9 protein-coding genes are annotated in these 14234 nt (G+C 28.3%); 1 reads left to right on the top strand and 8 read right to left on the bottom strand.

All coding sequences use genetic code 11. The annotated features are described in order from the left end of the window. Positions 1-99: 99 nt before the first annotated feature. Entirely contained in the window at positions 100-690 is a 591-nt protein-coding gene (locus tag J1C67_RS15235) for a DUF3267 domain-containing protein (RefSeq protein WP_167865078.1), read from the top strand. A 96-nt stretch (positions 691-786) separates the two neighbouring features. Here J1C67_RS15235 and J1C67_RS15230 read toward each other — a convergent pair whose 3' ends face one another. From J1C67_RS15230 to miaB, 8 genes are all read right to left on the bottom strand, one after another. Beyond that, complete coding sequence (locus tag J1C67_RS15230) at positions 787-2064, bottom strand: methionine gamma-lyase family protein (RefSeq protein WP_167865077.1); 1278 nt, start codon at positions 2062-2064, stop codon at positions 787-789. Positions 2065-2172: 108 nt separating this feature from the next. Then, positions 2173-2418, bottom strand: a complete 246-nt coding sequence (hfq, locus tag J1C67_RS15225) for an RNA chaperone Hfq (RefSeq protein ID WP_089966026.1) — start codon at positions 2416-2418, stop codon at positions 2173-2175. A gap of 48 nt (positions 2419-2466) precedes the next feature. Next, on the bottom strand, positions 2467-3396 hold the full coding sequence (miaA, locus tag J1C67_RS15220; protein WP_167865076.1) for a tRNA (adenosine(37)-N6)-dimethylallyltransferase MiaA: 930 nt from the start codon (positions 3394-3396) through the stop codon (positions 2467-2469). Between the two features lie 18 nt (positions 3397-3414). Further along, positions 3415-5418: a DNA mismatch repair endonuclease MutL gene (gene mutL, locus J1C67_RS15215; RefSeq protein ID WP_167865075.1), complete on the bottom strand. Its 2004-nt coding sequence runs from the start codon at positions 5416-5418 to the stop codon at positions 3415-3417. Between the two features lie 27 nt (positions 5419-5445). Beyond that, the gene (gene mutS / locus J1C67_RS15210) at positions 5446-8190 is read right to left on the bottom strand and encodes a DNA mismatch repair protein MutS (RefSeq protein WP_167865074.1); all 2745 of its coding nucleotides are present in this window, start codon (positions 8188-8190) and stop codon (positions 5446-5448) included. A gap of 87 nt (positions 8191-8277) precedes the next feature. Further along, positions 8278-9084, bottom strand: a complete 807-nt coding sequence (locus tag J1C67_RS15205) for a class I SAM-dependent methyltransferase (RefSeq protein ID WP_167865073.1) — start codon at positions 9082-9084, stop codon at positions 8278-8280. A gap of 187 nt (positions 9085-9271) precedes the next feature. Continuing rightward, positions 9272-12523, bottom strand: coding sequence for a DEAD/DEAH box helicase (locus J1C67_RS15200; RefSeq protein ID WP_167865072.1), 3252 nt, complete (start codon positions 12521-12523; stop codon positions 9272-9274). A gap of 172 nt (positions 12524-12695) precedes the next feature. Continuing rightward, complete coding sequence (gene miaB / locus J1C67_RS15195) at positions 12696-14039, bottom strand: tRNA (N6-isopentenyl adenosine(37)-C2)-methylthiotransferase MiaB (protein WP_167865071.1); 1344 nt, start codon at positions 14037-14039, stop codon at positions 12696-12698. Positions 14040-14234: the final 195 nt, after the last annotated feature.

Here is a 14234-nt window from a genome sequence, read left to right as displayed (position 1 = left end):
TTTTAAAAAAATAACCAGTCAGGTTCTTTGGCTTTTTATTTTCTTTCAGTTCCCTACCCTTTAGAGTCACATAATAATATGTGATTGTGAGGGTTATTTATGAAATTTTTAAAAGGAAATACTCCATATAACTGTACCTGTTTAGATTTAAATAATGAATGGAAAGCAATTCATTCACTTAAAAAAAAACATTTTAGCTTTATAAAACTACTTATTGAATTGATTATGGCTTGTATTTATGCTTTTGGGCTAGGTTATAATCTTTTTTATTTAGATAGAGTATTAAAAACAGGACTTATATTCTTAGTTTTATTAGTAGTGAGTTATTTGTTTATAATAATTCCTCATGAATTTTTACATGTACTATGTTATAAAACTAAAGATAATGTAATTATCAGATATTCTTTAATAAAATTAAAATTAGTTTCTTATTTCGACGGGACTATATCTAAATCAAGAGCATTAGTATTAATTATACTGCCATTTATAGTGTTTACTATTATACCTACTGTAGCAAGCTATTTATTAGGATTTAATTTATTCTTATATGCTATAGCTAGTGCAAATTCAATTAAATCTGGAGTGGATTTATTAAATTTTATTTTTGTTATCAAAAATGCACCCCCAAACGGGAAATTAATAGTTAATGAATATGATTTTTATTTTAAATCTGAATCTATAAAAGAATAAGGTTAACTTTAAATAAATAGCAAGTCAATACATCGAGTTTATTTCGCATATTTGACTTGCTATTTATTTTCACGTCCCCTATTTATCAATAAATATTTAAATTATATTATTTAACGAAATAAGAATACCTATTTTAGCGTGATCAAATGTTAATCCACCTTGTAAATAAGCAATAAAAGGCTCTCTTATTGGTGCATCAGCAGAAAGTTCTATTGATGATCCTTGAATAAATGCGCCTGCTGCCATAATTACTTCATCTGTGTATCCTGGCATTGCCCACGGTTCACACTCTACAAATGAATCTATTGGAGATCCTTTTTGTATTCCAGTACAGAATTTTATAAGCTGTTCTCTATTACCTATTTTAATAGCTTGAATAATATCACTTCTTTTATCTGTATATTTAGGTAATACTTCAAACCCTGCAAGTTCCATTATTCTTGATGCAAAAATAGCTCCTTTAACCGCTTCCATAGATATATGAGGCGCTAAGAACAACCCTTGATACAAAGTTCGCATTAGTCCAAATGTAGCTCCACACTCTCCACCTACTCCAGGCGTAGTTAATCTAAATGCTGCTTGCTGAACATAATTAGCTTTTCCAGCTATGTATCCTCCACTTGGTGCAATTCCCCCACCGATATTCTTAATTAATGAACCTGCTATTAAATCAGCTCCAACATCAGTTGGTTCTATTATATCTATAAATTCTCCATAACAATTATCAACAAATACAAGAACATCATTTCTTATACTCTTTATAAAGTTAATTATTTCTCCAAGCTCGGATACTAAAAATGACTTTCTCCACCCGTACCCAGTACTTCTTTGTATATGTATAAGTTTTATTGAATTATCTGAAGTTAAAACTTCTTTAATTTTCTCATGGTCAAATTTTTCATTAAGTAAATCAACTTGTTTATATTTGATACCATATTCTTTTAAAGAACCTATATTTTCTTTTCCGTTAATTCCTATAATATTAAGCAAAGTATCATATGGAGTACCTGCTATACTAACCATAGTATCTCCCGGTCTTAAATTTCCCATTAATGCACAGCCTATAGCATGTGTTCCATTTACAAAATGAGGTCTAACTAAAGCAGATTCTGTATTAAATATTCGTGCATAAACCTTATCTAATGAATCTCTTCCAATATCATCGTATCCATATCCCGATGAATTAGTAAAATGTGCATCACTAATCCTTTCTTCTTGAAATGCTTTTAGAACCTTTAATTGATTAAATTCTCTTATTTCATCGTAAATTTTAAAGCTTTCTTCAACGTCTTTTAAAGCTTTTTTATATAATTCAAAAGTATTTTCTTTTATATTATATGATTTCATCATCATTTCTTTAGTTATATTTAACATAATAAGCCTCCTTGAATTCAGCGTTTTTAAACAAAATTAAACACCTTATTACTAATTATACTAAAAAAACACGAAAAATAAAATAGGCAAAATTATTTTGCCTATTTCCTAAAATTCATTATCTTCAATATTATTATTAAATGATATCGGCTTTCCTGGGGTTATAGTAGTAATTGCATGTTTATATACTAACATTTGTTTACCATCAGAATCTAAAACAACAGTAAAACTATCAAACCCCTTAACATAACCTTTTAATTGAAAACCATTTGTTAAATAAATAGTAACTGGAACCGTATTCTTCCTAGCTCCATTTAGAAAAATATCTTGCAAATTATTTATTTGTTTATTCACTTCTAGTACCTCCGACACATTAGTTATATTTATAAATTAATTATAACCTTATAAGCTGTCAATGTCACCAACTATTTTTCTGAATATTTCGTCACCTTTCATAGCATCTTTATCTAAGAAGATTGCCCTTGGGTCACGCCTAAACCAACTTAATTGTCTTTTAGCATAATTTCTTGACCCTTGTTTTATTAGATCAATAGTATCTTCTAAAGATATATCTCCATCTAAATAGTAAAACACTTCTTTATAGCCTATTCCCTTCATTGACTGCATATTTGAAGTATTACCTAAATTTTTAAGATTTATACATTCATCTACTAATCCTTTTTCCATCATCATATCTACTCTTTTGTCTATTCGTCCATAAAGTTTAGATCTATCCATATTTAAAACTATATAACAAACATCATATTTACCATTATAAATATCTTTACCTAGATTATAAGAACTAAAAGGTTTGCTAGTTATTTTATATACCTCTAATGCTCTAATTACTCTTTTTCTATTATTAGCATGAATATCCCTATAACTTATAGGATCAATTTTTTTTAGTAACCCATGAACGTATTCATTTCCATGCTCATTAGCTAAGGATTCAAGTTCAGCTCTATATGTATCATCCTTCTTTGCCTCTGTAAATGTCATATTGCAAGTTAGGGCATTTATATATAACCCTGTGCCCCCAACTAAAATAGGTAGCTTACCGCGTCTTAAAACATCTTCAATACATATTTCAGCAATTCGCTTAAACTCTGCAACTGAAAATTCTTCATGTGGCTCAACTATATCTATCATATGATGAGCTACCCCATCCATTTCCTCAGCAGTAATTTTAGCTGAGCCAATATCCATATGTTTATAAATTTGCATAGAATCTGTAGAAATTATCTCTCCATTTAATTCTTTAGCAAGTTTAATAGATAATTCAGTTTTACCAACTGCTGTTGGCCCTGCAAGAACCAGTATTTTTTTTTTCATAGTTAGTAATCTCCTTATCTAGACGATTCTTCTAAATTTTTTATCTAACTCATAAGAAGTAAATTTAATAATAACGGGTCTACCATGCGGGCAATGGAAAGGATCTTCTATAAATCTTAAATCATTAATTAATTTTTGCATTTCTATTTCAGTTAAATAGTCATTAGCCTTAACTGCCGCTTTACATGCCATTGTAGATATCCTATTATATTTTACTTCAGTTGTTTTTCCTGACCCTAAGTTTTTAAGGTTATCTAATATACTTATAAATAAATTCTTAGGATCTAATTTTCCAAGGAAATAAGGGACTTCCTTAATAGATACTGTATTTCCTCCAAATGCTTCTATATTAAATCCAGCCTTATTGAAAATCTCTTTATTTTCTTCGTAATAGCAATAATCATCAATAGTTAAATCAATTAAAGCTGGAATAAGCAATGGTTGAATTATAATACTACCACTTTCAATTTGTTTTAAATACTTCTCAAACAATATCTTTTCATGAGCTGCATGTTGATCTACTAAATAAAGCACTTCTTCAAATTCTGCTAAAATATAAGTTTTATTAAACTGACCTATAATTCTAAGCTTTGGAAATTTAGGTGAGTTTTCAACACTTTTATGGATTTCTGATTTATAAACTTCTATTTTCTCATAATCTATGCTGTTATCACTTAAACTATTTATTACATTAGTTGCTTTATCATCAGCTGAAACAACAAGTCTATCTTTAACGCTTATGTCAGTATTATATTGAAATGGAGATCCGTCAGTAGTATTTAACTTACCTTTATCGCCTAAGGAGCGTAACTTGTTATATAGCTCCTCTTCCTTTTTAACATCATCGATAGTTATAGATGTCATCACTTCTCTTATTACTGCTTTTTCAGGTGATTCTTTTAATTTTTCTTCTTTTTCATAATTATAAGGAGCTTCCTTATAATTAATATTGAAAGACATATTCTCTACAACTCCAGAAGGTATTTCATTTTGTTCATTATATCTTTCTTCTGGCACTTGGAAAGAGTTAAATACCTCTTCTTTAAAAGCTCTATGTACAGCCTCGAAAACTTTCTTAAATACAACTCTATCTTCTTTAAATTTAATTTCTTCTTTACTTGGATGAATATTAACATCTACAAATTCAGGATATACATCTACAAATAAAACAAAAAAAGGAAATTTATTAACTGTAGCAAAAGATTTAAAGGCATTTTCTACTGCTGCAACTAAAGTTCTATTTTTCACATATCTTCCATTAACAAAAATGCTTTGATTATTTCTAGAACCTCTTGCTATTTCTTCTTTTCCTATATATCCACTTATAGATATTTCATCTCCATTAGATTCAAAATAAATTAAATTGTCACTTATAGTTTTCCCATAAATAGTTCTTATTACATCTTTGAGGTTTCCACTTCCATATGTATGTAAAATTTTCTTTCCAAAGTTAAAATATTTAAAAGAAATATCTGGGTTAGATAAGGATATTCTATTTACTATATCATTAATTAAAGAGCCTTCTCTTGATGAGGTTTTTAAAAACTTTTTTCTAGCTGGGATGTTAAAGAATAAATCCTTAACTTCCATAATAGTTCCTTTATTTAGTCCTACCTCTTTAATCTCTAATATTTTTCCATCCTCTATAGTAATTTCAGCGCCAAAATCTTCATCTTGAGGCTTACTTTTCAAATTTACACAGCTAACTGATGCTATAGAAGCTAATGCCTCTCCTCTAAACCCTAGTGAGCTTATAGAATAAATATCCTCAACTGATTTAATTTTTGAAGTTGCATGAGGTAAAAATGCTTTTGATATGTCATCCTTATGTATGCCATCGCCATCATCTATAATTCTAATTAATGCAGATCCCCCATCCTCAATCTCTATAGTAATATTTTTAGCATTTGCATCAATAGAATTTTCAATTAGTTCTTTAACAACAGAGGAGGGTCTCTCTACCACTTCTCCAGCTGCTATTTTATTTGAAGTATTCTGATCTAAAATATTAATTCTTTTCATATTCCCACCCTACCTCTATTTTGATTTTTATTTAAAACTTTTAGCTTCTTGTACAATTTTATATAAAGTATTCATAGCATCCATAGGTGTTAAGCCCATAATATCAATAGATGATATGTTATTTATTAAAGATTCCTTTTCCATCATTGTAAAATCCATCTGGAAGTTATTATTATGAATATCTATTTTATTATTTGTTATTTTTTCTTCTATTGTATCATATACTTCACTAACTTTGTCTACCTTGACATTTTCATCTGTTTTATTATTTTCTTTCACTAAAGTTATACAAATCTCTTGTTCATCACAAGGAGTATCTAAATTAATAATAGATTCTTTAGTATTTCTAGTATGTGCTATTTCCAAAGTTTTATTTCCTTCAAGAGAACCTAATATCTCTTTCGCTCTATTTATAACTTCCATAGGAATACCTGCAAGCTTCGCAACTTCTATACCATAAGATTGATCTGCTCCACCTTCAACTATCTTTCTTAGAAAAATAATATTGTCCTCTATTTCTTTAACTGCTACTGAATAATTTTTAACTCCTTGAATAACACCTTCAAGTTTTGTTAACTCATGATAGTGAGTAGCAAATAATGTTTTACATCTTAAATTTTCATTATTACATATGTGTTCTATTACTGACCAAGCAATGCTTAATCCATCATAAGTTGAAGTACCCCTTCCAACTTCATCTAAAAGAACAAGACTCTTTGAAGTTGCATTCTTTAAAATGTTAGATACTTCCCACATTTCTACCATGAAAGTTGATTTTCCACCTGCTAAGTCATCGGATGCACCAATTCTAGTAAATATTTTATCACATAGTGATATGTTAGCCTTTTTAGCAGGAACAAAAGAACCTATTTGTGCCATAAGTGTAATTAATGCTACTTGCCTCATATAAGTAGATTTACCAGCCATATTAGGTCCAGTAATTAATAGAAGTTGATTATCTTCACTGTTTAAAATTGTATCATTAGAAACAAATTCTCCGTTTCCAATTACTTTCTCTACAACAGGATGTCTTCCGTCTACTATATCTATAATTCCACTTTCGTTTACTTCTGGTTTTATATAATCATTTTCTACTGCTACTAACGCAAGTGTTGATAATGCGTCTAAGTTACCTAAAATTCTAGCACTTTGTTTAAGTCTTCCTATTTCCTCTTCAACTTGTTCTCTTATACCTATAAAAAGGTCATATTCAATCCCTACAAGCTTTTCTTCTGCCCCTAGTATCTTTTCCTCCATCTCTTTAAGCTCTTGCGTTATGAACCTCTCAGCATTAGATAAAGTTTGCTTTCTTATATATCTTCCTTCAGGAATAGATCCATAATTAGCTCTTGAAATTTCTATGTAATAACCAAATACTTTGTTATATCCAACCTTTAATGATCTAATTCCAGTAAATTCTCTTTCCTTATGCTCAAGGGCTGCTATCCACTCCTTACCGTGAAGTTTTGCAGTTCTAAGTTCATCTACTTCACTACTGAAACCATCTCTAATAATATTTCCTTCTTTAAGTGATAGCGTTGGATCATCTAATAGTGATCTAGTTAAAAGTTCATTTACATCTAAAAGTTCATCTAAATCATTAAACCATTCTTTTAAAAGGTTAGATTTACACTCTTTAAGTCTAGTCTTAATATCAGGTATTTTACTTAAAGATGATCTTAATGATACTAGATCCTTACCATGAGCATTTTTATTTGATATTTTACCAACAATTCTTTCAATATCATAGATATCTTTAAGTGACACTCTTAAATCTTCATTAAAATACATCTTATTGCAGAGTTCTTCTACGCCGTTTAATCTTTTCTCTACCTCTGATTTAATAATTAAAGGTTCTTCTATCCATTTTCTAATACTTCTCCCACCCATAGAGGTAGCAGTCTTATCTAAAACCCAAATTAAACTTCCTTTTTTGGACTTTTCTTTTAGGTTTTCTGTAAGTTCTAAATTTCTTCTTGAATTACAATCAATAGTCATATAATTTATTATGTCATAGTATTCTAAAAGATTTATATTGCTTAAGCTTATTTTTTGAGTATCGTATATATACTTAAGTAATACTGCAGAAGCCATTTTAGAAGCACTTGGTAATCCTACTACTTCAGCTTCACTAAATTGACTAATTAACTCTTCATCACTAGTTAGGAACTTTTGCAAGTCACGCTTTGTAATTAAGGCAGTGGTTATATCACTTATCTCTTTTAATAAACTATCTGAAAAATTATTATCTATTATAATTTCCTTTGGTGACACTTTAGATATTTCATCTAAAAGAGTAGCTCTTAAATTTATAAAAGCAGTTGTTTTAAATTCTCCTGTTGATATATCAGAAGAGGCAACACCAAAATATCCACCTTCCTCATAAATAGTCAGTATATATATATTTTTATATTTGCTATCTGCATTTTGTTCTACATATGTTCCTGGAGTCATTACTTTAACTACATCTCGCTTAACTATGCCCTTTGCCACAGAAACATCCTCTACTTGTTCGCAAATAGCAACTTTATATCCTTTAGCTATAAGCCTTGAAATATAGGTTGTAGATGCATGATAAGGAATTCCGCACATAGGAGCTCTTTCTTCCATTCCACAATCTCGTCCTGTTAAAACAAGTTCTAATTCTCTAGATGCAGTTTTTGCATCATCAAAAAACATCTCATAAAAATCACCTAGTCTAAAGAAGACTATACAATCCTTATAATTTTCCTTTATCTCAAAATATTGTACCATCATTGGGGTAAGTGCCATTATGTATCCTCCATTTATAAAGGACATTTTTAAATGCCCTTATTACTATTTTATTTTATTCTATTTTATCATAAAAAGATTATTTAGTTAAGTTTCTATTAAATTAGATGGCTTCCTACCACTTGCCATTAATAATATTAGTATTACTACCGATTCTGTAGAATCGGATATATTATCATACATCGAAATAATTTTTCTTAATTGTTCTTTATTAAAGTTATTATTTTTCATTATTGAATCTATATCTACTTTAGGTTTTAATGAATCCATTCCATCCATATCACTATGTTTAACAACAGCTTCAAAATCTAAATCTATAAATCCAGAACTTTTCAATATTTTTAAGAGCTTCCTTCCAATTTTTCTATCTCCTCCACCAGCTTCTTGAATGTTTCCAAACTTATTAATAACTTTATTAACCTCAGGCTCGCTTACTCCCCACATACCACTATCGATATCTGTTATTATAACTTTTCCACCTGGTTTTAAAACTCTGAAAATTTCCTTTAAAGCACCTATAGGATCTTTTAAATGTTGAAAAACTAATCTAACAACTACAAAATCAAATAAATCATCCTTTATTTTCATATTCATTACATTTCCTTGCATAATATATATCCTATTGTTCTCATAATGCCCCAGTCTCTTCTTTGCAATATTAAGCATTAATTCATCTATATCTAAACATACTATATTACTACTCGGAAAAGCATTCAATAACCGTTCAGTTACAAATCCAGGCCCACTACCAATTTCTAAAATTTTAACATTATCTTTTAACCCCAGTAGCTTAAGTGTTCGCAGTTCCTTTTCCCATCCTATATTTACTTGAACTTCAAGCCTATTAAGTTCGGTCTTAAGACCTATTGATTTATACATATCACTATAACTCATAGAAACCTCCAATATTATATACTATCATTATTAATATATATTTAAGTTCTATATTTGTTCTAATACTATTATTAAATAGTTTATAGATATAATACTGGATTCTTTTAAAAAATGTCCCAATTAGATTTTACAAATATAAATAAAGCCCCCAACAAATATAACCTATATCCGTTAGGAGCTTATAATATTAATTAAATAAATCTATGATTTCCTCTTCTGTTAAAGCTGTAAGGCTATTTATACTAGATAAATCATCACCCATAAGCTTTGCTATTAGACTTCTTTTCTCATCTTGAAGTGAAATTATTTTTTCTTCTATAGTTCCCTTACATATTAGTTTAATAACTTCCACTACATTCTTTTGCCCTATTCTATGAGCTCTATCTGTAGCTTGATCTTCAACTGCTGGATTCCACCATGGGTCAAAATGTATTACAATATCTGCAGATGTAAGGTTTAATCCAATACCACCGGCTTTTAAACTAATTAGGAAAACAGAATTATCACCTTCATTAAAATCCTTAACTAGAGACATTCTTTTTTCTGATGGAATAGAACCATCTAAATAACTGTAAGTTATATATTCATTATTTAATCTCTCTGAAATATTCTTTAATACTGATGTAAACTGTGAAAAGACTAAAATCTTATGACCTGCTTCTATACTTTGATGTAAAAGTTCTATTAATGCATCTATTTTACCACTTCCACCTGTATAACCGTCAACTAATATAGATGGATCAAGACAAAGTTGTCTAAGTTTTGTTATATAAGATAAAATTTCTATCTTGCTACTTTTAAACTCATCATCCCGAACTTTTTTAGCAATAAGATCTGTAGCGTGCCTTGCATATGTTCCATATATTTTCTTTTGCTCGTCGTTTAAAGAAACTACTAATTTTTTCTCTATTTTATCTGGAAGTTCAGTTATAACATCCTTTTTATGTCTTCTAAGTATAAATGGCTTAATTAGTTTATTTAATTCTTCTAATACCACTGGTTCTTCTTTTAATTTTTTATGATATCTAACACTAAACTTTTTTTCATCATAAAGATATCCAGGCATTACAAAATCAAATATAGACCAAAGTTCCATAAGAGAATTTTCTATAGGAGTCCCTGTAAGTGCAAATCTTGATTTAGCCTTAATTTCCTTAACTGCTTTTGAATTTTGAGAATGTGGGTTTTTTATATACTGTGCTTCATCTAAAAAACAATAATCAAATTCTAAGCTTTTATAAGTTTCTAAATCTCTTTTTAATAAATTGTAGGTAGTAATTATTACATCTACTTTATCTATATTTTTAATCATAGTTTCTCTCTCATCAGGGTTTCCATTAACAATTGCAACTTTTAGCTTTGGTGCAAATCTTTCTATTTCACTATGCCAATTATATATTAGTGAAGTTGGTGCAACTATTAAAGTTTTAGCAGACTCATTAGATGCTATAAAAGTTATTGCCTGAAGAGTTTTTCCAAGTCCCATTTCATCTCCAAGTATTCCACCAAATCCTAAATAATCTAATGTTTTAAACCAGTTATAACCATGCTTTTGATATTCACGTAAATCAGCTTTAATATCTTTAGGCTCTTTAAACTTTAATTTATCAATAGACTTAAATTTATCTCTAATTTCTTTCAATTCTTTTTTACCCTTAATAAATCTAATTTTATTATCATCTAAGAAATTATCTACAAAAGCACCTTTATTTTTATTAAAGCTTACTTTATTATTAATTATTTCATCATCTGGATTTATAACATCAAGCAGTTTAAGAAATTTATTTAACTCTATTTCTTCTAAATCTAAATATTCGCCATTTGATAATTTGTAATATTTAAGATTGCTTCTAAAAGCTCTTAATATATTGCTTGTTTCTGAAGTGTTAATATCACCTAAAATAAAGTCCATCTCAAAATAATTATATTTTCCCGCTTTTATATCTCCATTTATAGATTTAGATCCTAAATGTTTTATGCCTTTAAAGTTTTCAGAGTAATAAACTTCACCGTGTTCTTGAAGTTTATCCACTTCATTTTTGAAAAATCTAAATATATAGTCGTCTCCCATTATAAGATGGAAGATACATTCTATTTCTTCAAATCCAAGACCTCTAAGCATAGATAGCATTTGTTGTTCTTTTTTTGTATCTCTATATATTATTTTCTCTATACAGTCTTCAAATATGTTAAATTCATAAATTCCATATTTAACCTTTAGAGTTAATGTAACAGCACTATTTTCTTTATCAAAATAAAATCTAAATTCAACCTCTTCATTAACTATTTTATTTTTAATATTTACAGATAATTTCACATTGTCTGATAGCATATGCATCTCTGGTATTAATTTAGTTAGTATCTTTTTCTCATCGCTTGCAGGAATAGTCACACTTTTTGTGTTATTAAACACACTTAAATATGGATTTATTTTATAACAAAACTCATAATTCGGTATAAATATAGAGCTTCCATAAAAAAATACATCCCCTTTATCTGTTAATGATTCCGGCATTCCCCCAGAACTTTTTAGAATGTATGTATCACGAATAAGCTTTAATTCTAAATCGATATTTGGTGCACCTAGTATTATATCTGTTTCAACAGGTCTATAAAAAAAGCCTTCATTTAGATATACTCTATGCTTTTGTATTCTTTCAAAAAATTCCCTAATTAAATATTTAGGAGGAATAATTGATTTACCTTCAATATTCTTATCTTGCCTTTTTGTAAATGAATTAGAATTTCCATCTATATCTTTTAATTGATCCATGAAATCAATTAATCGTCTATTTGCTACACTAATTTTTTGCTTTTTAATATCAAAAGTAAAATCTTTTCCGTACTTTACAGGAACTTTATTATGTATAGCTGTTAAAAACTGATTAATATCCTTTATTACATACAGCTTATTAGAGCTCATGCTTTTTGGACCTATTTTAAAATCTGCACTAATTTTATTACTCCAGTTTTGTCTGTTTACATATACATCTAATTTTAACTCTTCATTAGAATTAATATCAGATAATAACATATCTAATATTCCATTTTTAGCATTTGCAAATACATTTCCATCTTCCCTATCTATAAACCTTTCTTTAAGAGTACTATTTGTATCGAGCTCTCTTAAAAATTTATAAAAAATTGCTACTAAGTGTTTACAGCAGTAATTACTTTTAGCAAATTCATGTTTTTCATAATCTATACAAGTACAGTATGTAGAAATAATAGATTTATTTCTAAAATCCATTTCAATTTTAGTTGAATATTCATTAAAGAAATTTTCCGAAATAACCTTAGCATCTATATAAATCAAATCATCTTCCACAAATGAGTTAAAAGTTGATATTAAGTCATTATCTAGTATCCTTTTACCTTTAATACCATTTCTTCCTGTTGTATCCCTATTAAAACTTTCTAATAATATCTCTTTAATCATATTATTCCCCTTTTGTTCAAGGCGTATTGAAAAATAACAGACTAATATTGTAGTCTATTAAAAAAATCTGCCTAAGTTTTCTTATCCCTATATTATATCACAAAAAGAGAAACTCTGCTAAATCAGAGTTTCTCTTTTTATTATACTTTTTATTATGCATTATAAAAAGTATCTATATTACTTCTCCAATAAGGGAAAATGGTTGAGCTCTTATAATTTTTATTAAAACTAAATCGCCACTTTTTATATTTTCACCTTTAAAGTTTACAAGTTTACCGTTTCTAGTTCTACCAGTTAACATAGTTAAATCATTTTTACTACTACCCTCTATAAGTACTTCTACAGTTTGTCCTTCATATGTCTTGTTTTGTGAAATAACACCTTTATTAATTACATCTACTAATTTATTAAACCTTTCATGTTTTATATTATCAGCAACTTGATTTAACATTATATCAGCTGGTGTATTATTTCTTCTAGAATAAAGATAGGTAAATGCTAATGAATATTGTATTTCTTTAGCTAAGTTTAATGTATCTTCAAAATCTTCCTCTGTCTCACCTGGAAAGCCTATAATTAAATCAGTTGTAATTGTTACACCAGGTATTTCTTTTCTTATTTTCTTAATCAACTCTATATAATTTTCACGTGTATAATTCCTATTCATTTTCTTTAATATTCTATTTGACCCACTTTGAACTGGTAAATGTATTTGTTCACATACCTTATCACAATCTCTTATAGCTAAGATTACATCTTCAGTTAAATCCTTTGGGTGTGGTGTCATAAATCTAATTCTTTCTATTCCAGGTACTTCGTTAATTTTTCTAAGTAACATGGCAAAAGTTATTTCTTCATCTAAACCTTTTCCATAAGAATTAACATTCTGCCCAAGTAGAGTTATTTCCTTATACCCTTTTGAAATTAATTCCTCTATTTCTTTAACAATATCTTTTGGAGTTCTACTTCTTTCTCTCCCTCTAACATAAGGAACTACACAATATGTACAGAAGTTGTTGCAACCATACATAATAGTTACAAATGCCTTTACTTCACTTTTTCTATCTATTGGAATTCCCTCAACTATTTCAGTTTCTTTATTAAATATTTCTTTAACTTGTACCCCTTCTGTTTTTACTCTATTTAAATACTCTGGAAATTTAAATGCATTATGAGTACCGAATATTATATTAACAAAAGTAAAATTCTTTAAAATTTTATCGGCCATGCCGTCTTGCTGCATCATACATCCGCAAATTGCAATTATAAGATCTGGATTTTTTCTTTTTAATGCTTTTAAATGTCCAAGGTTTCCAAACACTTTAGTCTCTGCATTTTCTCTTACACAACAAGTATTATAAATTATTATTCCTGCTTCTTCCTTAACTTCTGTACTAGAATACCCTATTGTTTTTAACATACCAGAAAGTTTTTCAGAATCTTCTTCATTCATTTGACATCCATAGGTTTGAATAAAAAAGAGTTTATTTTTAACTTTTATCATATTATTATCCATAATATATTATTCCCCTTTAATTATAAATTCTCCTAAATATTATACCATAATTATCAATTTAAAATAAAGACTAGCTTAATTTCTATTTTTTAAATATTCTCTTATTGATCTATGTACAGACCTGGCTGCTGTTTTATTAATGAATTTTTCAGCAGTTGAACCTAAATAAGAATATAAGTTTTATGTTTATAAGCA

Source organism: Clostridium gasigenes, from assembly GCF_017348895.1.
GTDB classification, from domain to species: domain Bacteria; phylum Bacillota; class Clostridia; order Clostridiales; family Clostridiaceae; genus Clostridium; species Clostridium gasigenes.
The sequence above is the reverse complement of the archived record's forward strand: the minus strand, read 5'-3'. Positions and strand labels throughout refer to the sequence as shown.

Bases quoted from the DNA above. Each gene is read 5' to 3' on its own strand.
- J1C67_RS15205 (WP_167865073.1), bottom strand. From the start codon at position 9,084: ATGAGTTATAGTGATATGTATAAATCAATAGGTCTTAAGACCGAACTT.
- miaB (WP_167865071.1), bottom strand. From the start codon at position 14,039: ATGGATAATAATATGATAAAAGTTAAAAATAAACTCTTTTTTATTCAA.
- mutS (WP_167865074.1), bottom strand. From the start codon at position 8,190: ATGGCACTTACCCCAATGATGGTACAATATTTTGAGATAAAGGAAAAT.
- J1C67_RS15200 (WP_167865072.1), bottom strand. From the start codon at position 12,523: ATGATTAAAGAGATATTATTAGAAAGTTTTAATAGGGATACAACAGGA.
- miaA (WP_167865076.1), bottom strand. From the start codon at position 3,396: ATGAAAAAAAAAATACTGGTTCTTGCAGGGCCAACAGCAGTTGGTAAA.
- J1C67_RS15230 (WP_167865077.1), bottom strand. From the start codon at position 2,064: ATGTTAAATATAACTAAAGAAATGATGATGAAATCATATAATATAAAA.
- J1C67_RS15235 (WP_167865078.1), top strand. From the start codon at position 100: ATGAAATTTTTAAAAGGAAATACTCCATATAACTGTACCTGTTTAGAT.
- mutL (WP_167865075.1), bottom strand. From the start codon at position 5,418: ATGAAAAGAATTAATATTTTAGATCAGAATACTTCAAATAAAATAGCA.